Source organism: Youngimonas ophiurae (nom. illeg.) (genome assembly GCF_049803795.1).
GTDB lineage: Bacteria > Pseudomonadota > Alphaproteobacteria > Rhodobacterales > Rhodobacteraceae > Thalassobius.
On the sequence record NZ_JBNAGJ010000001.1, the window covers coordinates 424,842 to 445,810 of the forward strand.

Genomic DNA, 20,969 nt, shown 5'->3' on the forward strand with positions numbered 1-20,969 from the left:
CACATGAGCACCACCGCCCCCTTTGCGCGTTTCGAATGGATGATCGCCTGGCGTTACCTGCGCGCCCGCCGGGCCGAGGGCGGCGTCAGCGTCATGACCTGGATCAGCCTGATCGGCATCACTCTGGCCGTATTCGCGCTGATCGCCACGCTGGCGGTGCGCTCGGGGTTTCGGGCCGAGTTCGTGGACACGATCCTAGGGGCCAATGCGCATGTGACGGTCTATTCGGTGGGCCGCGTGGATCCGCAAACCGGCCAGATCGACCGCACTTTGCCCGACTATGCCCAGATGGCCCAGGATGTGCGTGCGGTGCCGGGCGTGACCCGTGTGGCGCCTCTGGTCAAAGGCCAGGTCATGGCCAGCGCCCGCGCCCGCAACGCCGGGGTCGAGGTGTTCGGCATCGCCTTTGAGGATTTGCAGACCATCCCGCGGGTGGCCAATCCTCAGGACTATGCGGGCAATATTCAGGATTTCCCCCATGGGATCGCCATTGGCTCGGGGGTGGCGCGGGAATTGGGTGTCAGCGTGGGCGATAAGGTGAAGCTGATCTCGCCCAACGGGGTGAAAACCGCCTTCGGCACCAGCCCGCGCGTGGTGGCCTATGACGTGACCTATATCTTCACCGCCGGGCGCTATGATATTGACCGCACCCGCGTCTACATGCCGTTTCAGGCCGCGCAGGGGTTTTTCAACCGCGAGGGCGCGGCGGATGAGCTGGAGGTCATGGTGCGCGACCCTGAAAACGTAGACGATCTGGCGCTGGACCTGCTGCGCGCCAGCGGCGAACGCGGGCAAATCTGGACGTGGCGCGATGCCTCGGGCGGGTTTCTGCGCGCGCTAGAGATCGAGGATAACGTGATGTTCGTGATCCTGTCGATCCTGGTGCTGATTGCCTCGATGAACATTGTGTCGGGGCTGATCATGCTGGTGAAAAACAAGGGCCGCGACATCGGCATCCTGCGCACCATGGGCCTGACCGAGGGCGCGGTGCTGCGCGTGTTTTTCATATGCGGGGCCTTCACTGGCGTCATCGGCACGGTGATGGGGGTCATTCTGGGCTGCCTGTTCGCCATCTATATCGACCCGATTTTCAGCTTTGTGAACTATGTTGCGGGGGGCGGCGTGTGGGATCCGTCGGTGCGCGGGATTTACAATCTGCCGGCGCAATTGCGGCTGGGGGATGTGGTCTCGGCCGTGGGGCTGTCGCTGTCGCTCAGCTTTGTCGTGACGATCTTTCCGGCCCGGCGCGCGGCCCGCATGAACCCGGTGGAGGCGCTGCGTTATGAATAATCCCGTGCTGGAGCTGAAAGGCGTCGCCAAGACCTATAACAAGGACCGGCCCAATGCGGTGCAGGTGCTGCAATCCATTGATCTGACTGTACAAACCGGCGAGGCCGTGGCGCTGGTTGCGCCCTCGGGGGCGGGGAAATCCACACTGCTGCATATCGCCGGTCTGCTGGATGTGCCCGATGCAGGGGAGGTGCGGATTTGCGGGCAGGATATGCGGGGGCTCTCGGATCGCAGGCGCACGGCGGTGCGGCGGCAGGACGTGGGGTTTGTCTATCAATTCCACCATCTGCTGCCGGAATTCACCGCGCTGGAAAACGTGATGCTGCCGCAATTGGCCAATGGGATCAGCCGGGCCGAGGCTCAGGCGCGGGCGGCCGATTTGCTGTGCCGGGTCGGGGTAGAAGCGCGGGCCGATCACCGCCCCGCAGCCCTGTCCGGAGGCGAGCAGCAGCGCGTGGCCCTGTGCCGGGCGCTGGCGAATGAACCGCGCCTTTTGCTGGCGGACGAGCCCACGGGGAATCTGGATCCCGAAACCTCGGATCAGGTGTTTGACGCGCTGATGGCGCTGGTGCGGAGGACCGGGCTCAGCGCGGTCATCGCCACGCATAACCTGGAACTGGCCGCCCGGATGGACCGGGTGCTGCGGATGGAGAAGGGCGTGCTGACGCCAGCTTAGGCCTTCTGTGCCATATAGACGCCTGCCGACATCAGCGCGATTCCGATGGCGCGATTCAGGCTCAGCGGGTTAAGCCGTGCGCCGAACAGGCCGAAATGGTCAATCGCGGCGGCGCTGATCAACTGCCCCAGCAGCACGAAAAACACCGCATTCCCGACCCCGAATTTCGGCGCCACAAAGGTGACGGACAGCACATAGAACAGCACGAACAGCCCGGCCAGGAACAAATGTTTGGGCGCGTCCCAGGCCTTGGTCAGCGGCTCGGTGCCATGCAGCAGCAAGATGACGATGCTGCCGGTGAACGCCACGCAAAACAGGATCGAGGCCGCTGCAACGGGCGATCCGATCCGGGTGCCCAGGGCAGCGTTCAAAGCGGCCAGCAGCGGAATGCCGATCCCGGCGGCCAGCATGGTCAGAGCATAAGCGGTGGTGGGGGGCATGGGGGCTCCTTCAGGGGCAGAAAAACGTGGCGGTGGCAGTGGCGACGGGCTTGTCCAATGGCAGGGCGGTCATCGTAGCCTGGGCAAAGATCAGCGATTTCCCCGCCCGTACGATCCGTGCATCGCAGCGGATCGTCTCGCCCACGCCGGGCCGCAGGAACTGCGTGTCCAGATTGGTGGTGGCCACAGGGGTCAGCTGCCCGAAATGGCCCATGCAGGCGATCACCATCGACGTGTCGGCCATCGCTGCCAGCGCCTGACCCGACACAATGCCATCCATCCGCGCCAGCTGATCGGTGTTGGGCATGGTCAGCACCGCGTGATCCGGCCCGATGCCCTGAACCGTCAGGTCCAGCGCCTTGACCCAGGGCGCAAAGCCTTGCTCCAGAAACGCCTGCGCGTCTTCGGGTGTCAGCGTCATGTTTTCCTCCCTCGCTGGGGGCAGCATGGCGAAGCGGCTGGCGTTTGTCACGCGCCTTTGGGCCATGACACGGATCAAAGCCGGGCGGCGCGCGCTGTGCGACGATGCGCTGAAGGGCCGCAAAAGGAGGAACATCATGAAGACGTTTATTCTCGCTGGGTTGATGGCACTGGGCGCGGGCGGCGCGGTGCAGGCGCAGGATGCCGGAGAGGGGCAGGCGCTGTATCTGAAACATTGCGCCACCTGCCACGGGTTGCTGGCGGGCGGGGACGGGCCGATGGCGCCTGCTCTGGTGGTGCAGCCCAAGGATCTGACGCAGCTGCGGGCGGACAATGGCGGGGTTTTCCCGCTGGTGCGCGTGGTGCGCCGCATTGATGGGCGTGATCCGCTGGTCAGCCACGGCAGCGCGATGCCTGTTTACGGTGAGTTCTTCGAAGGAGACGATACGGCCTTGAAGACCGAGGCCGGACAGCCCATTCTGGTGGGGCGGGCGATTGCCGACCTGGTGATCTACCTGCAAGGCATTCAGAAATAGGAGCCTCCCATGCACAAAACGCTGATGATCCTGCCCCTTGTGGCGCTTGGTGCCTGCGTGGCTCGGGACATGCCCGAACCCTCCGAGGGGCAGAAGCTCTATGTTGAAAATTGCGCGATGTGCCATGGGCTTAGCGGTCAGGGCGATGGGGATTTGGCGCAGGATATGACGCCAGCCCCGGCGGACCTGACGGGCATCACGCGCGCGGCCGGAGGCGTCTTTCCCACCGCGCAGGTGCTGTCGCAGATTGATGGCTATACCCGGATGCAGGGGCGCGATCAGATCATGCCCGAGTACGGGGCGCTGCTCAGTGGGGATACGGTGCCTGTGCAGCTGCAGGACGGAGAGTTCTCGCCCGTGCCGCGGCCCTTGGCGGCGCTGGTCACCTATCTGGAAACCATCCAGCGCTAACTGCAAATCCCGCGCTGTTTGGCCCCTTTCCAGGGGACGAAGGCGTGGTCTTTGACCAGGCTGTCGATCCGCGCCAGCGGCATTTCCCGTGCGATCATCCCATGCAGCCGCTGCGTACGCGGGGCCTGCGGCGCCAGGGCGCGACAGCAGACGTATTCCTCGACGATTGCGGCCTGTTGCTCGTAGGGGAAGGACAGGAATTCCGGCTGGCTGTCCAGATCGAACAGATAGGGATCATGGCCGGGCTTATGCTCGGACGCGGCCTTGAGAGGGTGGTACCCGGTGCGGTCGCGATTCTGCCATTGCCAGATATGCGTCATCTCATGCGCGAACAGCATCAGAGCATAGAGATTCCCGCGCCCCTGCACCGCATAGCCATAGTCGGGCAGGAACATGTCCTTGCGGAAAAACACCTTGTTGAACACGGCAATCGCGCCGGGCGAGGTGGTGAAATATTCCTCTTTCGGCGGGGGAAAGACGCGCTCCATGCAGGTGACGCGCGGGCGGGTCTGATAGCGCACGGTAAAGGCGCGGGCCATGTGGCCGTTCACGAACCGCACCTTCTGCGTGTCAATCTGCGGGCCGAACAGCGTGTCGGCAAAGGCGATCTCATTCGGGGTCAGCGGCCGCCCGCAGCCGCCCAGGATCACGAAAATCAGTAAACAAACGCGCCACATGCGGGGAGTAGGCCATGCAGGGCAGGGCATTGGCAAGGGGCGGGGCAAAAGAAAACGCCCACCCCGGAAGGGGCGGGCGTTTCGGTGATCTTCGGGCCGGGTTTAGCCGATGATGGCGTTCAGCGTGGCCGAGGGACGCATGATTGCGGCCTTCTTCTCGACCGACGGTTTGAAATAGCCACCGATGTCGGCGGGCTTGCCCTGAACGGCTGCGATTTCGGCCAGGATGGCCTCTTCGCCGTCCGCCAGCGCCGCCGCGATGGGCGCGAATTCAGCGGCCAGATCGGCGTCATCGGATTGCGCGGCCAGGGCCTCGGCCCAGTAGCGCGCAAACCAGTAGTGGCTGTCACGGTTGTCGGGCTGGCCCACTTTGCGCTCGGGCGAGCGGTTGTGATCCAGAATGCCCTGCGTGGCGGCCTCGGCGGCGCGGCCCAGAACGCCGGCCTTGGCGTTGCCCTTGGCGTCGGCCAGGAAGTTCAGCGACTCGCCCAGGGCACAGAACTCACCCATCGAGTCCCAGCGCAGGTGGTTTTCATCGACCAGCTGTTCGACGTGTTTGGGGGCCGAGCCGCCCGCACCGGTTTCGAACAGACCGCCGCCCTGCATCAGGCCCACGATCGACAGCATCTTGGCCGAGGTGCCCAGCTCCAGGATCGGGAACAGGTCGGTCAGATAGTCGCGCAGCACGTTGCCGGTGATGGCGATGGTGTTGTCGCCTGCGGTGATCACCTCCAGCGAGGCGCGGGTGGCTTCGCGCGGGGCCATGATCTCGAATTTGTCGGCAACACCGGCCGCTTCCAGCGCGGGTTTGACATATGCGATCAGTTGCGCGTCGTGGCCGCGGTTGGCGTCCAGCCAGAAGATCGAGCGATAGCCGGTGATGCGCTGACGGTCGATGGCCAGCTGAATCCAGTTCTCGATCGGGGCCTTTTTCGCGGTGCACGAACGCCAGATGTCGCCCTCTTCCACGTCGTGGCTGTGCAGGGTCTCGCCATTGGCCAGCACGATGCGGATGGTGCCATCGGCAGGCGCCTGGAAGGTGGTCGGGTGCGAGCCGTATTCCTCGGCTTTCTGCGCCATCAGGCCCAGGTTCTGCACGGTGCCGGCGGTGGCCGGGTTCAGCGCGCCGTTGGCTTTGAAGAAGTTGATCGCTTCGTCATAGACGGGGGCATAGCAGTTGTCGGGGATGACACAGTTGGTGTCGGCCTCTTTGCCATCGGGGCCCCAGCCCTTGCCGCCTGCGCGGATCAGCGCGGGCATCGAGGCGTCGATGATCACATCCGAGGGCACGTGCAGGTTGGTGATGCCCTTGTCCGAGTTCACCATATACATCGGCGGACGGGTGGCGGTGACGTCCTCGATGGCGGCCATGATGTCGGCATTGTCTGCCACGCGGGCCAGAACGTCGGCCAGGCCGGAATTGGGGTTCACACCCAGCGCCTCCAGTTCAGCGCCGAATTTTTCAAACACCGGGGCCAGCCAGGCCTTTACGGCGTGGCCAAAGATGATCGGGTCCGAGACCTTCATCATCGTGGCTTTCATATGCAGCGAGAACAGGATGCCGTCGGCCTTGGTGTTCTCGATTTCCTCGGCCAGGAAGGCGGCCAGCGCCTTGGCGGACATGAAGGTGGCGTCGGCGACGGTGCCGGCCTCCAGCGGCCAGCCGTCTTTCAGAACGGTGACGGTGCCGTCCTTGGCGACGAATTCGATCTTCGCATCCCCGGCCTGCGCCTCGGTGATGGTGGCCGACACTTCGTTGGCATAGAAATCATTGCCAGGCATCGAGGACACGTGGGTCTTCGAGGTTTTTTCCCAAACGCCCATGCGGTGCGGGTTCGACTGGGCATAGTTTTTCACGGCCTTGGCGGCGCGGCGATCCGAGTTGCCCTCGCGCAGGACCGGGTTCACGGCCGAGCCTTTGATTGCATCGAAACGCGCGCGGACAGCTTTTTCAGCGTCGGTGCTGGGGGCTTCGGGATAGTCGGGGATGTCATAGCCCTGCGCTTGCAGTTCCTTCACGGCGGCCACCAGCTGCGGCACCGAGGCCGAGATATTCGGCAGCTTGATCACATTGGCATCGGGGGTTTTGACCAGCTTGCCCAGTTCGGCCAGATCGTCCGATTGTTTCTGCGCGTCGGTCAGGTTTTCGGGGAAGGCGGCCAGGATCCGCGCGGCCAGCGAAATGTCCTTGGTTCCCACGCTGACACCCGCCGCCGAAGCGAACTTGCGGATGATGGGCAGGAACGAGGCCGAGGCCAGCTCGGGCGCTTCGTCTACAATGGTATACAAAATATCGGCGGTCGAATTTTCAGCCATTTTTCTACCTTTCTTTCTTTTGGTAGCTAAGATGTGAGCCAGGGCGGCAGCGCCGCATCCCTAAGGTCAGCCCGCAGCGGATGCGCAGGCGAGGTGTTCCACGTTTCCCATAGAGGAACAGCCGCCAAAGATCAATTCGCCAATAAGATTTCGGCGGGGATTTCGACGTGGAAGAGTGACGCAGGCCCGCCGCGTGGACGAGCCAATAAAAAAGGACAGAGCCGAAGCTCTGCCCTGATGGTGCTGAAAATGTGGTGTTGCAAAGGGTGCTGAAAATCGCTGGCCCCACCGGCGCGGGCTTGGCCATAGCGGGCCGATGCCCTGCCGTCAGTGCCGCATGATCGCCGGCGCCGCCACAGGATCCGAGGCCGCATCCGACCCCGCCGCAATGGCCGAAATCGCCGTCACGGCCAAGGCCCATCCAACAATGATGGTGGTGAAACGCATGTGTGTTCTCATCGAATAACTTAGGTTGATGAAAGCACACTATCCTTTCGCATAAGCGCCCGACAGTCTGGGATTCCAGACCTGTAAGGAATTGAAGGGTATGGAATTCCTGCCCTTTTTCCACTTGAAGCGGTGTTTGCCTTGGGGGAGATGTGGGTCTAGAGTGATTTTTGGATGTTTGCTTCAATCACAGAGGGAACGATATGGGCACTCTAAATAAAGCCTATTCAGAAGCGCAGCAAGCCATTGCAACTCTGAAATCTCTGGTCCGAACCGTATTAGAGCTTGCTCCTGAGGGTGGCCTGAAGAACTCGGAAATCGGCAGGAGTCTTGGGATCTATTCAGGACATATCGAACATGAAGGCCATATTTCGCGGACTCTCTTGGCAATGTTGGAGGCCGAAGGGGTTGTTCAGCAGGATGAACGCACCAAACAATGGACCCTTCGGGACAATAACGTCACCGGTTAGCCCTACACATCCAGTTCCTCCACGAACCTTGCGTTTTCCTGGATGTACTGGAACCGCAATTCGGGTTTCTTGCCCATCAGCCGTTCGACCAGATCGCCGGTTTCGCCGGGTTCGTCCTCGTCGATTGTCACGCGAATCAGCTTGCGCGAGCCCGGATCCATCGTGGTTTCTTTCAGGTCCTTGGCGTCCATTTCGCCCAGGCCCTTGAAGCGCGAGACGTCGATTTTGCCTTTACCGCCCAGGCCCTTGGCCAGCCATTCGTCGCGCTCGGCCTCATCCAGGCAGTAGACGCGGCGCGCGCCTTGGGTCAGGCGGAACAGCGGCGGGCAGGCCAGGTACAGGTGGCCGTGATCAATCATCGGGCGCATCTGGGTGAAGAAGAACGTCATCAAGAGCGCCGCGATATGCGCGCCGTCCACATCCGCGTCGGTCATGATGATGACCTTATCGTAGCGCAGGTCATCGACGTTGAATTTCGTGCCCAGCCCGACGCCCAAAGCCTGCGTCAGATCGTTGATTTCCTGGTTCGAGCCCAGTTTCGAGCTGGCCGCGCCCAGCACGTTCAGGATTTTGCCGCGCAGGGGCAGCAGGGCCTGATTTTTCCGATTGCGCGCCATTTTGGCGCTGCCGCCGGCGCTGTCGCCCTCGACGATGAACAGTTCGGTGCCGTCGCGGTTCGTGGCCGAGCAATCCACCAGCTTGCCGGGCAGGCGCAGCTTCTTGGTGGCGGTTTTGCGTGCGGTTTCCTTTTCCTGTTTGCGGCGCAGGCGTTCCTCGGCCCGCAGAACCAGGAAATCCAGAATGGCACCCGCGGATTTCGTGTCGGCGGCCAGCCAGTTGTCGAAATGATCGCGGACCGAGTTTTCCACCAGCCGCTGCGCCTCGACCGTGGCCAGGCGGTCTTTGGTCTGGCCGACGAATTCGGGCTCGCGGATGAAACAGCTGACCAGCGCGCAGCCGCCTGTTGTCAGATCGTCGCGGGTGATCTGGGTGGCCTTCTTGTTGCCCACCAGCTCGCCGTAGGCGCGGATGCCTTTCAGGATCGCGGCCCAGAAACCGGCCTCGTGGGTGCCGCCTTCGGGGGTGGGGACGGTGTTACAGTAGGACTGAATGAACCCATCGCGTGAGGGCGTCCAGTTGATCGCCCATTCCACCTTGCCCGGCGTGCCGAATTTTTCGGTGAAATCGACCGTGCCGCCAAAGGGCTGATCGGCGTAGGTGGTGGTGCCGTTCAGCGTTTCGTTCAGATAATCGGACAGCCCGCCGGGGAAATGAAAGCTCGCCTCAAGCGGGGTTTCCTTATCGTCAATCGCGGTTTTCCAGCGGATTTCGACGCCCGAGAACAGATAGGCCTTGGACCGGATGGATTTGAACAGCCGGGCGGGTTTGAAGCGATGCGAGCCGAAAATCTGGTCATCCGCATGGAAGGTGACAGTGGTGCCGCGCCGGTTGGGGGCGGCGCCCACCTTTTCGACGGGGCCCAGCGGCAGCCCGCGGCTGAAGCGCTGTTCATAGAGTTCCTTGTTGCGCGCCACCTGCACGACCATGGAATCCGACAGCGCGTTCACGACGGACGCGCCAACCCCGTGCAGACCGCCCGAGGTCTGATAGGCCTTGCCGCTGAATTTGCCGCCCGCGTGCAGGGTGCACAGGATCACCTCTAGCGCGGATTTGCCGGGGAATTTGGGGTGCGGATCAATCGGGATGCCGCGGCCGTTGTCGCGGACGGTCAGGCTGTAATCTGCGTGCAGTTCCACCTCGATCCGTGTGGCGTGACCGGCGACGGCCTCGTCCATCGAGTTGTCCAGAATTTCCGCCACCATATGGTGCAGCGCGCGTTCATCCGTGCCGCCGATATACATGCCGGGGCGTTTGCGCACGGGCTCCAGCCCCTCCAGCACCTCAATCGAGGAGGCGTCATAGGTCTCGGGCTGGGTGCCATCAATGAGGTCGGTCATCGGCTGCTCTTTTTGGTTCTGATTGGGACAGGATCATAGTCAAGCGCAGCCCCCGCGAAAAGCCCATTCCGTTCTTTCGGAAGGCGGGCAATGCAAGATATGAGGGAGTGGGCATGTCCTGAAATCCCCCAGGGTAGAAAATCGGGCCATAATTTTGACCCAAACTGTGCTAGAATACCCCCTGTCGCGCGAAAGTATTGGTGAACCGTTTTTCAGAGGTTAATTCATGTCCGATCCGAATGCGCCGAAAAAAGCCGCAGTCAAACCTGTGGTTCCTCGGAAACCCACCCCGCGCTGGAGCCCGCAGCTGGGCGCGCAAGTGCCTGATTTCCGGGTGGAAACAACACGCGGAACATTGAACTTTCGCCCATGGGCCTCTGGCAGCTGGGCCTATGTCTTTGCGTTTCCGTCAACCTTTGCCTCGGTCTGTTCCACCGAATTGATCGCCTTTGCCGGGCAAAGCGCCGCGTTTCAGGCGCTGGGGGTCAAGGTGATGGGAATCACGCCCGCGCCGCTGAAGGAAACGCTGGAATGGGTGCTGGATCTGGAAAAGGTGTTTGGGCTGGATATTCCCTTTCCCGTTGCGGCGGATCAGGGGGGCGATGTGCTGCGCCATCTGGGGCTGGCCGAGGGGGCCTATCTGACCTCGCGTCCCAGCATGATCGTGGACGGGGCAAACCAGCTGCGCATGTTCGCCGCGTATCCGGCACGGATGGGCCGCTCGACCTCCGAAATCCTGCGCTGTCTGGAGGGGCTGAAGGATGCGGATTACTCGGGTCTGGCGATCCCCGCCGATTGGCATCCGGGCGAGGATCTGGTCGCGCCCAAGGGGGTGGACGCTGCCGAAATGCAGCGCGTTTTCGGCGATGACTGGAGCAAGGTCAGCGATTACCTGCTGGTGGCGCATATCAAAGAGTAACACCCGTCAGGCCGGTCAAAACCGCCGTTTCGGTGTCGTTTTCAGGCGGGACCGGGGGCAGGGCGCGCGCCACGCTACCCCCGAGGAGGCGCGCAATGGAAAACAGGGTAAAGGACCAGCCCGACTGGCTGTATCTGCTGCGGGAATATTATGAGATGTACCGCTTTTTGCCTGCGGGCGGATCCAGGGCGATCCGCAGCCATCAAAAACAGGTCCGCGAGGCGATCAGCCGGTTGATGAAATCCAATCCGGTGCTGCGCGAGTCCCGCCCGGCGCAATTGCCGGTCACCGCGCATCTGCGCCGCGCGCTGGACGAAGGGCGCACGGCCGCGCTGGCTCCGGTTGCGCGGGCGCTGGATGCGGTGCGCGGCAATCTGCATTGGGAATATGGCTATGATCGGGTGCCCAGGGGGCTGGCGCGGTCCTATGGCTATGCCGAGATTGCCGGGCCGAACGGGCCGGTGCCGTCTGCGGACGTGATTTTGGGGCTGGTGCTGTTTGCGCCCGGCTGCACCTATCCGGCCCATGCCCATCCGGGCATCACCGAAAGCTATATCTGCCTGTCCGGCTCGGTATCGGAGAACGATTACGGGGTCTATGCGCCGGGGTCGTCCATCTATAATCCGCCGGGGCACGCGCATCGGATCACCGTGTCCGATCTGGAGCCGGCGCTGCTGGCCTATGCCTGGGTGGGAGCGCCCGAGGTGTTGCTGGGCAATAAGATGGTTCTGGGCAGGCCGCGCTAGGCAGGCAAGGTCTCGGTCCGGAATTTCTCAAAGCGCTGACCTTCGAAAGTGACGGGCCCCAGCGGCGTTGCGCCCAGCCGCGCCAGCCCGCGCAGATGCCGCCGCGAGGGGGGCAGCAGAAAGGTCACATAGGGGATCTGCGGATGCTGGCGCGCAAAACTCAGGGCCTGCCGCGTGATCGCCATCCCGGCACCGAAATGCGCGGCCCGCAGGACCAGGCCGAAGTCCCACGCGCTGCCCTCTTTTTGGAACCCGCCCCAGCCAACATAGTCGCGCCCCTTGTAAATCGCCCAGTGTCCCAGCCCGTCGCGTTGCCAGCGGGTCTCTTTTGCGGCGACAAAGGCCCGCGCGTCGGCGTGATCCCATAGCCCGGACAGCAGCGGCAAATGTACCCGCACGCGGGGGTCATTCATCTGCTGCACCAGTGTCTGGGGGGGAACCTGGGTCAGGCGGGCAAAGTCATAGGTCTCGGGCATCGGGTCACAGGCTGTTTTCCTCTCATTGGCCCTGCGGCGCGGTCAAAGGCCAGTCACGTTCGCGTGTCCAGCCAGGTCCGGATGATTTCGGCCACAGTGCCGGGCTGCTGATGGGCCAGCCAGTGATCGGCATCGGGCACCTGAACGCGGGTCAGATCGGGGCACCAGGATTCCAGCCCCTGGGTGGCTTCGGGCAGCAGCGCGGTGTCCTGCATTCCCCAGATCAGCAGATGCGGCATGGGCACCTGGAACTTGTCCGTAGGATAGGCGGGGGCCTTTATGGGCTGCCCCGGCGCGCCCAGTTTCAGCGGAGAGGCCCGATACCAGTTCAGCATCCCGCGCAGCCGACCGGGGCGGGCCCATTCGGTCTTGTAGGCGGCCAGCTTGTCTCCGGTCAGCCAGGACATGTCCATCTTGGCTGAAAAGACGCTCAGTAGGTGGCCGTAATCCTGCGCGGACAGCCGGTCCTCGGCCCCGTCGCGTTTCAACGTGTGCATGTATTGCGAGGCCAGCGTCTGTGCGCCTCCGGCGGCCATGGCGCGCTGGAACGGGCCGGGGTGGACGCCGTTCATCACGATCAGCCGGTCCACCAGATGCGGCTGGAACATCGCCAGCCCATAGGCCACGGCCGAGCCCCAGTCATGCCCGATCACCGTGACCGGCCCGCCCCCCAGATGGGCGATCAGGGCGGTCATATCCCCCACCAGCTCAGAGCTTCGATAGGCCGAGACCTGGGGCGGGGCCCAGCTTTGGCCATACCCGCGCTGATCCGGCGCGATACAGTGAAACTGTGGGGCCAGACGCCCGGCCAGTTCGGCCCAGGCGCCTGCGTATTCGGGAAACCCGTGCAGAAACAACAGAACGGGCCTGCCCGCATGGCCCCATTCCAGATAATGAAACGACCGCCCGTTCAGCTCTATGTGATGGCTGTGCATATGTGTCCTCCTGTCCCTGTGGGCAGCCTAGCAGTGCGGCCTGCCGCTTCAAAGCCGCCCGCAGCGTCACGATTCGCAGCCCGCGTGCGGGCGGCGGGGACGGCCGTGCCTGTGACGCCGGAAAAGGGGGGGTATCCCGACGTCAAGGCCGGGAAATGCACCGGGTTCTTGATGTCCATCAAAGAAGCTTGGGAAATCGGCGTGTATACCTCCGCGCGTATCACCAAAGGAGAAACGCATGACCGTGACGCCCACCGCCGCGAAGGCCAATTCTGTTTCCACTCCGGCCAAGAAACCTGCCGCTGCCGCCAGCGCGGCCCAGGCTCAGGCTCAGGCCCCGAGCCAGACCGCCGAAACTCCGGTCAATCCCGCGCAGCCCACTCCGGCTGACGTGCGCCGTGCCTTTGAAACGGGCGAGTACCCCTATCAGAAGAAAATGTCGCGCAGGGATTACGAGATTCAGAAGGCCAAATTGCAGGCCGAACTGCTGAAGGTGCAGCTGTGGGCGCAGGAAACGGGCCAGAAATTCGTGCTGCTGTTCGAGGGGCGCGATGCAGCCGGGAAGGGCGGCACGATCAAACGCTTTACCGAGCACCTGAACCCCCGGAATGCGCGCGTTGTGGCGCTGAACAAACCCACCGACGAAGAGCGCGGCCAGTGGTATTTCCAGCGCTATATCGACCACCTGCCGACCGAGGGCGAGATCGTGCTCTATGACCGTTCGTGGTACAATCGCGCGGGTGTGGAACGTGTGATGGGCTTCTGCGAGCCGAACGATTATCTGGAATTCATGCGCCAGACCCCCGATCTGGAACGGATGCTGGTGCGCTCGGGGATCCGGTTCTACAAATACTGGTTCTCGGTCACCCGCGAGGAACAGTTGCGCCGCTTCAAATCGCGCGAGACCGACCCGCTGAAACAGTGGAAACTGTCGCCGATTGACAAGGCATCCCTGGACAAATGGGACGACTATACCGAGGCCAAAGAGGCGATGTTCTTCTATACCGATACCGCCGATGCGCCCTGGATCGTGGTCAAGTCGAATGACAAGAAGCGCGCGCGCCTGAACTGTATGCTGCATTTCCTGTCAACTCTGGATTATCCGGGCAAGGATCTGTCCGTGGCCTGCGGGCCCGATCCGCTGATCGTGGGCGGGGCCAACCATGTGATCCACCGCTCGGATCACATTCTGGGCAGCGCCCTGCATCCCGATATGCGCAAGCCGCGCAGCTAAGCGGATTTCCCAGCCAGCCCCGTTTGCGTGGGGCCAGCCAAAGGCCGCCGTCTCATTCCTGGGGCGGCGGTCTGGTTTTGGCGGGGTTTGGCCGGTGGGCGCAAAGCGGGCGTTTGCCGGGTTTTCACGCCGCAATGGCTGGGCTAGGACTGTGGCATGAAAATTTTGCGCGCCTTTTCCCTTGCGGCCTGTCTGGCCCTTCCCGTGCCCGTCTGGGCGCATCCGCATGTGTTTGTGGACACCACATTGAAGGTGCTGACCGACGATCGGGGCCGCGTCTTCGCGATCGAGGTCACCTGGGTCTATGATGAGCTGTTCTCGCTTCTGGTGCTTGAGGATATGCAACTGGACGGGGATTACGATGGGGTGCTGACAGCGGCAGAGCAGGCCCGTCTGGACGGGTTCGACATGAACTGGGATCCGGGGTTTGAGGGGGATCTTTATGTCCATGCAGCGGGGGCCGAGCTGGCTCTGAACCCGCCCGAGCCCTTGCAGACCCGTTTCGCGGACGGCAAAATCACCACGCTGCACCGGCGCACCCTGGAACAGCCCGCAGAGCAGGTGCAAATTCAGGCGTATGATCCGTATTTCTACACGGCCTATGACCTGAAAGGCGGCGTGCTGGCCCCCGAAGGCTGCCTGGTGCGCGGTCTGACGGCCGATCTGGATGCGGCCTATGCCGAGGTCGAAAAAAAGATGTCCGAAAAAGCCTATGCCGAGGATGATTATCCGGCGGTTGGGGCCTCGTTTGCAGATACGTTCACGGTGACATGTCCAGAAAACTGATGAATTTTCTGCCGCTTCTGGCGGTGGCGGGCATGGCGGCGCTGGCGCTGTGGCTGTGGCCGCTGGGCGGGATGGTCAGCGTCGAACGCTGGGCCGCGCAGGGCCAGCGCGAGATGCAGAACGCCATGGCCGGGATGCTGCGGCGGCTGAAGGGCGGCGATCCTGCGGCGCTGTGGACGCTGTGGGGGCTGAGCTTTGCCTATGGGTTCTTTCACGCGGCGGGGCCGGGGCATGGCAAAGTCCTGATCGGAGGCTACGGGCTGGGCCGCCGCATCCCGGTGCTGCGGCTGTCGGGGCTGGCGGTGGCCTCGTCGCTGGCGCAGGCGGCGACGGCGGTGGGGATGGTCTATGCGGGGGTCTTTGTGCTGAACTGGACCCGTCAGCAGATGGTGGACACGGCCGAGCGCATTCTGGCCCCCGTCAGCTATGGGCTGATTGCGCTGATCGGGCTGTGGCTGCTGATCCGCGGCGCGCGGCGGCTGTGGGCGATGCGCGGGGCGGCGCGGGATGATCACCCGCATGAGCACGATCACGCCCATCATCACCCTCACGATCACGCCCACGATCACGCCCATCATCACCCTCACGATCACGCCCACGATCACGCGCATGATCACGTCCATGATGAAACCTGCGGCTGCGGGCATAAACACGGCCCCTCGGCCGAAGAGGCGGCCAATGTGCACAGCCTGCGCGAGGCGCTGATCCTTGTCGGCTCGGTTGCGGTGCGGCCCTGCACCGGGGCGCTGTTCCTGCTGATTCTGACCTGGCGGATGGGGCTGGAATGGGTCGGCATTGCGGGGGCCTTTGCGATGGGTCTGGGGACGGCCTCGGTGACGGTGGCGGTGGCCGTTCTGGCGACGGTGTTCCGCGAAAGCAGCCTGGCCAGTGCCGATGCGCCGGCGATTCTGCGCTATGGGATGCCGCTGCTTGAACTGATTGCCGGGGCGCTGGTGGTGGCGCTGTCTTTGCAACTGATGCTGCTGGCGCTTTAGCGCTACCGTAGTATTCCGGTGTCCACCGCGCGCGGCTTGCCACGCCTTGCGGCCAGCGATAGGCCAGACACATGACGACCACCCTGAGCTTTCGCCAACATGTGCGCGCCATTCTGGTGCTGGGTCTGCCGCTGGTCGGCAGCCATGTGGCGCAGTTTGGCATTTCGCTGATAGATGCGGTGATGCTGGGCTGGTACGATGTCGAGGCTTTGGCCGCGCAGGTGCTGGGCAGCACGCTGTTTTTCGTGCTGTTCATCATGGGCTCGGGGTTTGCCTGGGCGGTCATGCCCATGGTGGCCGAGGCCGAGGCAGCGGGCAATCACACCCAGGTGCGCCGCTTTGCCCGCATGTCCATGTGGATTTCGCTGCTGTTCGGCGTCGCGGTGATGCCGCTGATGATCTGGTCCGAGCCGGTCCTGCTGCTGCTGGGCCAGACCCCGCTGATGTCCGCCCTGGGGGCCGAGTATCTGGTGATCGCGGGCTGGGGCGTGTTTCCGGCGCTGATGGTGATGGTGCTGAAATCCTATCTGGCCGCGCAGGAACGCACGCGGATCGTGCTGTGGGTGACGCTGGGGGCGATGCCGGTCAATGCGGTGATCAACTATGCGCTGATTTTCGGCAAATGGGGCGCGCCCGAGCTGGGGATAGCCGGGGCGGCGATTGCCTCGGTTGCGGTGCAGATGATGTCTTTTGTGTTGCTGGCGATCTATGCGGCGGTGGCCACGGCGCAGCATCAACTGTTTCAGCGCTTCTGGCGCCCCGATTGGGAGGCCTTCGGCAAGGTGTTCCGTCTGGGCTGGCCTATCGGCATCACCAACCTGGCCGAGGTGGGGCTGTTCGCGGCGGCCTCGACGATGATGGGCTGGCTGGGGGAAATCCCGCTGGCCGCGCATGGGATCGCGCTTCAGATTGCCTCTTTGACGTTCATGGTGCATCTGGGCCTGTCCAATGCGGCCACGGTGCGGGCGGGGCGCGCGATGGGGCGGGCAGATATTGCCGGGCTGAGGCGCGGGGCGCAGGCGGTGCTGCTGATGTCGCTTTGCGTGGCGGTGGTGACGATCGGCGGGTTCCTGCTGCTGCCCGAGCCCCTGATGGGCCTGTTCCTGTCCCCCGGCGATCCGCAACGGGCCGAGGTGATCCACCTGGGCGTGCCCTTGTTGGCGGCGGCGGCGGTGTTTCAGCTGGCCGATGCGGCGCAGGTCATGGCGCTGGGGCTGCTGCGCGGGGTGCAGGATACACGTATCCCGATGGTGATTGCGGCGGTGGCCTATTGGGTGATCGGCGTGCCCGTCAGCTATGGGCTGGGCTTTGTGCTGGGCTGGCAGGGGCCGGGCGTGTGGATCGGCCTGGCGCTGGGGTTGTGCGTGGCTGCGGTGCTGCTGATGGCGCGGTTCTGGGGCCAGTCGCTGCCCCGGCTGGCGGTTCGGCCCCCGTCTGTCTAGTCCTTTTTGCTGAGCCGGTCGGCCTTGCGCCGGACAAGGACTCCGCGCAGATCGTGCATGGCCAGCAGCAAGGCATCGGTGACCCGGTCCAGCTGTTTATCCGTGGCCCGCGACTGCGCCCAATGCGCCGTCTGGTTCAGGTGATCGACGGTGCGCAGGATGTCCTCGACCTCGCGTTTGTTCAGGGTTTTCTGACGCTCGTCCATCCAGTCCTGAATTGCCCTGGTATCGGCGTCCGAAAGCACGCGGTCGCCCTGGGGGCGGATGTCTCCGTTGCGGATGTTGACCGTGGCGATCTGATCCATGTCGATCCGGCGCTGGCGGTTTTCTGCATCCACGCGGAACACGAAGGCCCCGTTATCGCGGATACGAAAGAAATATTCGGGCAGATCGCTCATGTCAGTCCTCGTTTTCTAATACGCGCAGCAAAGAGCCATCGGGATCGACCAGCGCGAACATGCGCGGCGCGTCCGGCAGCTGGAAGGCACCCGTCAGGCGGGGGATGTCGGTTTCCCCGTCCGGCAGGCCAACAGTCTGCCATTCGGCCAGAATCGAGTCGATGCCATCCAGCCGGATACAGGCGCTGAACCAGCTGGTCCGTTTGTCTAGCTCGGGGTGGGGGAAGAACTCTAGCTCCAGCGCGCCGCGTTTCAGGATCATCCAGCCTGCGTTGCGAAAAGCCACATCAAAGCCCAGCCTGGCATAGAAATCCGCCGTGGCCGTGAAATCCGAGGAAGGCAGGTTCGCGGTGACGCGGTTGCCGGTCATGTCAGCGCCTTGCAGAAGTCCTGAATCCGGGTGCAGGCCTCGGTCAGTTGTGCGTCCGAGGTGGCATAGCTGATGCGGAATGCAGGCGACAGCCCGAAGGCCGCGCCGAACACCACCGCGACGCCTTTGTCGTTCAGCAGCTGGGTGGCGAAGACCTCGTCATTGGTGATGGTGACGCCGCCCGGCGTGGTTTTCCCGATCAGCCCCGAAATGAACGGATAGACATAGAACGCGCCTTCGGGCGTGGGGCAGGTGATGCCCTCGATTTCATTGAGCATGGACACCACCAGATCGCGGCGCCGGGCAAAGACCACATTGTTGGGGGCCAGGAAATCCTGCGGGCCGTTCAAGGCCTCGACCGCGGCCCACTGGCTGATCGAGCACGGGTTCGAGGTGCTTTGCGACTGCACCTTGCGGATCGCGGTGATCAGCGGTTCGGGCCCGGCGGCATAGCCGATACGCCAGCCGGTCATCGCATAGGCCTTGGACACGCCATTGACGGTCAGCGTGCGGTCATAAAGCGCGGGTTCGACCTGCGCAGGGGTGCAGAATTCGAAATCGTCATAGGCCAGGTGTTCGTACATATCATCCGTCAGCACCCAGACATGCGGGTGGCGCATCAAGACATCGGTCAGCGCCTTCAGCTCGGCCCGCGTGTACCCCGCGCCGGTGGGGTTGCTGGGCGAGTTGAACAGGAACCACTTGGTGTTGCGGGTGATCGCCGCCTCCAGCTGTTCGGGCGTGATCTTGAAACGGTTTTCCAGCGTGGCCTCGATGAACACGGGGGTGCCGCCGGCCAGCAGCACCATATCGGGATAGCTGACCCAATAGGGCGCGGGGATGATCACCTCGTCGTCATGGTTCAGCGTGGCCATCAGCGCGTTATAAAGCACCTGCTTGCCGCCCGTGCCAACGGTCACCTGTTTGGGTGTATAATCCAGATCGTTATCGCGCTTGAGCTTGGCGCAGATCGCCTGTTTCAGCTCGGGGATGCCATCGACAGCGGTATAGCGGGTCTTGCCTTCGTTGATCGCGGCAATCCCGGCGGCGCGGATGTTTTCGGGCGTGTCGAAATCGGGCTCGCCCGCGCCCAGGCTGATCACGTCCTTCCCGGCGGCCTTCAGCTCCATGGCCAGGTTCGACACGGCAACAGTGGGCGAGGGTTTTACGCGGGCAAGCGTCTGAGACAGAAAAGACATCAGCGGACCTATTGGGTTGAATGCAGGCAGTTTGTGTTCTTTGCCAGCCTGTTCTAGGTTGCGCGCGCAGGCCGATCAAGCCGGATCGGCGGAAAGGAAACAAGATGTCACCGCAAGAGCACGACGACTGGTTCGGCCCCGATACGGCCACCCTGGGCGACCGGCTGGCCGCGGCGCGCGATCAGGCGGGCATGACCCAGAAACAGCTGGCCAAGCGGTTGGGGGTCAAGACCGGGACGCTGAAGGATTGGGAATACGATCTGTCCGAGCCGCGCGCCAATAAACTGTCGATGATGGCGGGGGTTCTGGGGGTTTCCGTCGGCTGGCTGCTGAGCGGCGAGGGCGAGGGCGTGAACGCTCCGGTTGACGAGCAGGCCATTTCCCCGGATATCAACGATCTGTTGATTGAAATCCGCGATCTGAAGACTCAGATCACCGGCGCGGCTGATCGTTTGGGCAAGCTGGAAAAACAACTGCGGATCAAACTGAAGGGCGAGGACGTCTGAATGACCACCGAAACGCATGAACACCGGCTCAAACGTCTTGCGATGCGCTCGATGCGGCGCGGGATCAAGGAAATGGACATCATCCTGGTGCGCTATGCCGATGCGAAACTGGCGGGCATGTCCGACGCCCAGCTGACCGAATATGACGCGCTGTTGTCGGAAAACGATCAGGATCTCTATCAGTGGGTGTCGGGGCAAATGCCGCCCAAACCGCAGTTCGAGGCGCTGATTCACGACATCTGTCTTCTGATCGGCAGCGCGGAATAGTTAGCATTTTACGCATACCCCGTTCGATTTAACTGAATATTCGGGATTGTATTTCAGGGTCTCTTTCGAAAGTTTCTCGGACGGAGATCAGGATGAGTATACATAATCCCATCAGTAGCGGCGATCGCGCGGCCTTTATGGGGGCCTATCTGGAGGCGCTGGCGCTGGTTGAACGGCTGCACCGATTATTGCTGGATGTCATCAAGGATGAATTCGAGCGGGTTGGCGTGCTGGAAATCAACTCGGTTCAGGCGCTGCTGCTGTTCAACATCGGCGATAATGAGGTGACGGCGGGCGAACTGAAAAGCCGCGGCTATTATCAGGGCAGCAATGTCAGCTATAACCTGAAAAAGCTGGTCGAGATGGGCTATATGCACCATCAACGCTGCGAGATCGACCGCCGCTCGGTCCGGGTGCGGCTGACGCCCAAGGGGCGCGAAATTCGCGATGTCGTGGCCGAGCTTTTCTCGCGTCATGCGGACGGGTTGGAATCCAAGGGCGTTCTGGGCCCGGACGGCATTGCAGAGATCACCACCGCCCTGCGCCGGGTTGAACGCTATTGGACCGATCAGATTCGCTATATCTACTAAGGTCGCGCTTTGGTGCGGAATCACCAGTGGCCGGTGTTGTCCATACTGGCCCAGGGTTCGGCCGGGGGCAGCGGGGCGCCGATCTGCAACAGCTCGATTGAAATATTATCGGGAGAGCGCACAAAGGCCATCCGCCCATCGCGCGGGGGGCGGTTGATTGTCACGCCATTGTCCTGCAAATGCTGGCACATGGCATAGATGTCCTCGACCCCATAGGCCAGATGACCGAAATGGCGGCTGTCTGCGGGTAGGCTGTCGTCTCCGTCCCAATTATACGTCAGCTCGACCGGGCAGTCCGTTTGCCCATCGGGCGCCAGAAAGACCAGGGTGAACCGGCCGGCTTCGTGATCCACCCGGCGGGTTTCCTGAAGGCCCAGAAGCTTATAAAAGGCCAGGCTGCGCTCCAGATCTTTGACACGAACCATGGTGTGTAAATAGCGGATTTTCATAAGATGACCTCTGCGT

General features: G+C 62.9%; 25 protein-coding genes. 14 read left to right on the forward strand and 11 right to left on the reverse strand.

All coding sequences use genetic code 11. The features are described 5' to 3' along the window. Positions 1-3: 3 nt before the first annotated feature. A complete protein-coding gene (locus tag ACP15O_RS02245; protein WP_425094403.1) occupies positions 4-1,290 on the forward strand; it encodes a lipoprotein-releasing ABC transporter permease subunit in 1,287 nt (428 codons plus the stop codon). Then, positions 1,283-1,966, forward strand: a complete 684-nt coding sequence (locus ACP15O_RS02250; RefSeq protein ID WP_425094404.1) for an ABC transporter ATP-binding protein — start codon at positions 1,283-1,285, stop codon at positions 1,964-1,966. The genes ACP15O_RS02245 and ACP15O_RS02250 overlap by 8 nt, the downstream gene beginning before the upstream one ends. Here ACP15O_RS02250 and ACP15O_RS02255 read toward each other — a convergent pair. Together ACP15O_RS02255 and ACP15O_RS02260 are read right to left on the reverse strand one after the other, a co-directional pair. Further along, the gene (locus ACP15O_RS02255) at positions 1,963-2,406 is read right to left on the reverse strand and encodes a DMT family transporter (RefSeq protein WP_425094405.1); all 444 of its coding nucleotides are present in this window, start codon (positions 2,404-2,406) and stop codon (positions 1,963-1,965) included. The genes ACP15O_RS02250 and ACP15O_RS02255 overlap by 4 nt on opposite strands. Positions 2,407-2,416: 10 nt before the next feature. Continuing rightward, a complete protein-coding gene (locus ACP15O_RS02260) occupies positions 2,417-2,827 on the reverse strand; it encodes a PaaI family thioesterase (RefSeq protein WP_425094406.1) in 411 nt (136 codons plus the stop codon). A 25-nt stretch (positions 2,828-2,852) separates the two neighbouring features. Here ACP15O_RS02260 and ACP15O_RS02265 point away from each other — a divergent pair, with 25 nt between their 5' ends. Both ACP15O_RS02265 and ACP15O_RS02270 read left to right on the forward strand, forming a co-directional pair. After that, entirely contained in the window at positions 2,853-3,362 is a 510-nt protein-coding gene (locus tag ACP15O_RS02265; protein ID WP_425094407.1) for a c-type cytochrome, read from the forward strand. 9 nt (positions 3,363-3,371) lie between these two features. After that, positions 3,372-3,773, forward strand: a complete 402-nt coding sequence (locus tag ACP15O_RS02270) for a c-type cytochrome (protein ID WP_425094408.1) — start codon at positions 3,372-3,374, stop codon at positions 3,771-3,773. On the opposite strand, the gene ACP15O_RS02275 is transcribed toward ACP15O_RS02270, so the two are convergent. Together ACP15O_RS02275 and ACP15O_RS02280 are read right to left on the reverse strand one after the other, a co-directional pair. Next, positions 3,770-4,450, reverse strand: coding sequence for a hypothetical protein (locus tag ACP15O_RS02275; protein WP_425094409.1), 681 nt, complete (start codon positions 4,448-4,450; stop codon positions 3,770-3,772). The two genes, ACP15O_RS02270 and ACP15O_RS02275, sit on opposite strands and share 4 nt — an antisense overlap. A 102-nt stretch (positions 4,451-4,552) precedes the next feature. After that, positions 4,553-6,766 (reverse strand): NADP-dependent isocitrate dehydrogenase, encoded by a 2,214-nt coding sequence (locus ACP15O_RS02280; protein ID WP_425094410.1) that lies wholly within the window; start codon positions 6,764-6,766, stop codon positions 4,553-4,555. A gap of 650 nt (positions 6,767-7,416) precedes the next feature. Between ACP15O_RS02280 and ACP15O_RS02285 the strand changes: the two genes are divergently transcribed. Continuing rightward, positions 7,417-7,683 carry a hypothetical protein gene (locus tag ACP15O_RS02285; protein ID WP_425094411.1) on the forward strand — a complete coding sequence of 89 codons (267 nt, stop codon included), beginning with the start codon at positions 7,417-7,419 and terminating at the stop codon, positions 7,681-7,683. Positions 7,684-7,685: 2 nt separating this feature from the next. Here the strand turns inward: ACP15O_RS02285 and parE are convergent, their stop codons facing one another. Continuing rightward, positions 7,686-9,641, reverse strand: coding sequence for a DNA topoisomerase IV subunit B (gene parE / locus ACP15O_RS02290; RefSeq protein WP_425094412.1), 1,956 nt, complete (start codon positions 9,639-9,641; stop codon positions 7,686-7,688). Positions 9,642-9,867: 226 nt separating this feature from the next. On the opposite strand from parE, the gene ACP15O_RS02295 reads away from it, so the two are divergent. Together ACP15O_RS02295 and ACP15O_RS02300 are read left to right on the forward strand one after the other, a co-directional pair. Further along, positions 9,868-10,560 (forward strand): redoxin domain-containing protein, encoded by a 693-nt coding sequence (locus ACP15O_RS02295; protein WP_425094413.1) that lies wholly within the window; start codon positions 9,868-9,870, stop codon positions 10,558-10,560. Positions 10,561-10,655: 95 nt separating this feature from the next. After that, complete coding sequence (locus tag ACP15O_RS02300; protein ID WP_425094414.1) at positions 10,656-11,306, forward strand: dimethylsulfonioproprionate lyase family protein; 651 nt, start codon at positions 10,656-10,658, stop codon at positions 11,304-11,306. Here ACP15O_RS02300 and ACP15O_RS02305 read toward each other — a convergent pair. Beyond that, on the reverse strand, positions 11,303-11,782 hold the full coding sequence (locus ACP15O_RS02305) for a GNAT family N-acetyltransferase (protein ID WP_425094415.1): 480 nt from the start codon (positions 11,780-11,782) through the stop codon (positions 11,303-11,305). The two genes, ACP15O_RS02300 and ACP15O_RS02305, sit on opposite strands and share 4 nt — an antisense overlap. A 53-nt stretch (positions 11,783-11,835) precedes the next feature. Then, positions 11,836-12,717, reverse strand: coding sequence for an alpha/beta fold hydrolase (locus tag ACP15O_RS02310; RefSeq protein ID WP_425094416.1), 882 nt, complete (start codon positions 12,715-12,717; stop codon positions 11,836-11,838). Positions 12,718-12,955: 238 nt separating this feature from the next. On the opposite strand from ACP15O_RS02310, the gene ppk2 reads away from it, so the two are divergent. The 4 genes from ppk2 (at position 12,956) to ACP15O_RS02330 (ending at position 17,174) form a co-directional block, all read left to right on the forward strand. Next, entirely contained in the window at positions 12,956-13,951 is a 996-nt protein-coding gene (ppk2, locus tag ACP15O_RS02315; RefSeq protein WP_425094417.1) for a polyphosphate kinase 2, read from the forward strand. 156 nt (positions 13,952-14,107) lie between these two features. Continuing rightward, positions 14,108-14,737 (forward strand): DUF1007 family protein, encoded by a 630-nt coding sequence (locus ACP15O_RS02320; protein ID WP_425094418.1) that lies wholly within the window; start codon positions 14,108-14,110, stop codon positions 14,735-14,737. After that, the gene (locus tag ACP15O_RS02325; protein WP_425094419.1) at positions 14,737-15,732 is read left to right on the forward strand and encodes a nickel/cobalt transporter; all 996 of its coding nucleotides are present in this window, start codon (positions 14,737-14,739) and stop codon (positions 15,730-15,732) included. The genes ACP15O_RS02320 and ACP15O_RS02325 overlap by 1 nt, the downstream gene beginning before the upstream one ends. Positions 15,733-15,803: 71 nt before the next feature. Then, positions 15,804-17,174 (forward strand): MATE family efflux transporter, encoded by a 1,371-nt coding sequence (locus ACP15O_RS02330; RefSeq protein ID WP_425094420.1) that lies wholly within the window; start codon positions 15,804-15,806, stop codon positions 17,172-17,174. On the opposite strand, the gene ACP15O_RS02335 is transcribed toward ACP15O_RS02330, so the two are convergent. The 3 genes from ACP15O_RS02335 to ACP15O_RS02345 are packed head-to-tail and all read right to left on the reverse strand — an operon-like array spanning position 17,171 to position 19,141. Then, positions 17,171-17,572, reverse strand: a complete 402-nt coding sequence (locus ACP15O_RS02335; RefSeq protein WP_425094422.1) for a hypothetical protein — start codon at positions 17,570-17,572, stop codon at positions 17,171-17,173. The two genes, ACP15O_RS02330 and ACP15O_RS02335, sit on opposite strands and share 4 nt — an antisense overlap. A gap of 1 nt (position 17,573) precedes the next feature. After that, the gene (locus ACP15O_RS02340) at positions 17,574-17,942 is read right to left on the reverse strand and encodes a bleomycin resistance protein (RefSeq protein ID WP_425094423.1); all 369 of its coding nucleotides are present in this window, start codon (positions 17,940-17,942) and stop codon (positions 17,574-17,576) included. Beyond that, the gene (locus ACP15O_RS02345; protein ID WP_425094424.1) at positions 17,939-19,141 is read right to left on the reverse strand and encodes a pyridoxal phosphate-dependent aminotransferase; all 1,203 of its coding nucleotides are present in this window, start codon (positions 19,139-19,141) and stop codon (positions 17,939-17,941) included. The genes ACP15O_RS02340 and ACP15O_RS02345 overlap by 4 nt, the downstream gene beginning before the upstream one ends. 104 nt (positions 19,142-19,245) lie before the next feature. Here ACP15O_RS02345 and ACP15O_RS02350 point away from each other — a divergent pair, with 104 nt between their 5' ends. From ACP15O_RS02350 to ACP15O_RS02360, 3 genes are all read left to right on the forward strand, one after another. Beyond that, positions 19,246-19,647 carry a helix-turn-helix domain-containing protein gene (locus tag ACP15O_RS02350; RefSeq protein WP_425094425.1) on the forward strand — a complete coding sequence of 134 codons (402 nt, stop codon included), beginning with the start codon at positions 19,246-19,248 and terminating at the stop codon, positions 19,645-19,647. Next, on the forward strand, positions 19,648-19,914 hold the full coding sequence (locus ACP15O_RS02355; RefSeq protein ID WP_425094426.1) for a succinate dehydrogenase assembly factor 2: 267 nt from the start codon (positions 19,648-19,650) through the stop codon (positions 19,912-19,914). Positions 19,915-20,006: 92 nt separating this feature from the next. Beyond that, positions 20,007-20,504: a MarR family winged helix-turn-helix transcriptional regulator gene (locus ACP15O_RS02360; protein WP_425094427.1), complete on the forward strand. Its 498-nt coding sequence runs from the start codon at positions 20,007-20,009 to the stop codon at positions 20,502-20,504. A gap of 20 nt (positions 20,505-20,524) precedes the next feature. On the opposite strand, the gene ACP15O_RS02365 is transcribed toward ACP15O_RS02360, so the two are convergent. Next, complete coding sequence (locus tag ACP15O_RS02365) at positions 20,525-20,953, reverse strand: VOC family protein (RefSeq protein WP_425094428.1); 429 nt, start codon at positions 20,951-20,953, stop codon at positions 20,525-20,527. Positions 20,954-20,969 lie beyond the last annotated feature (16 nt).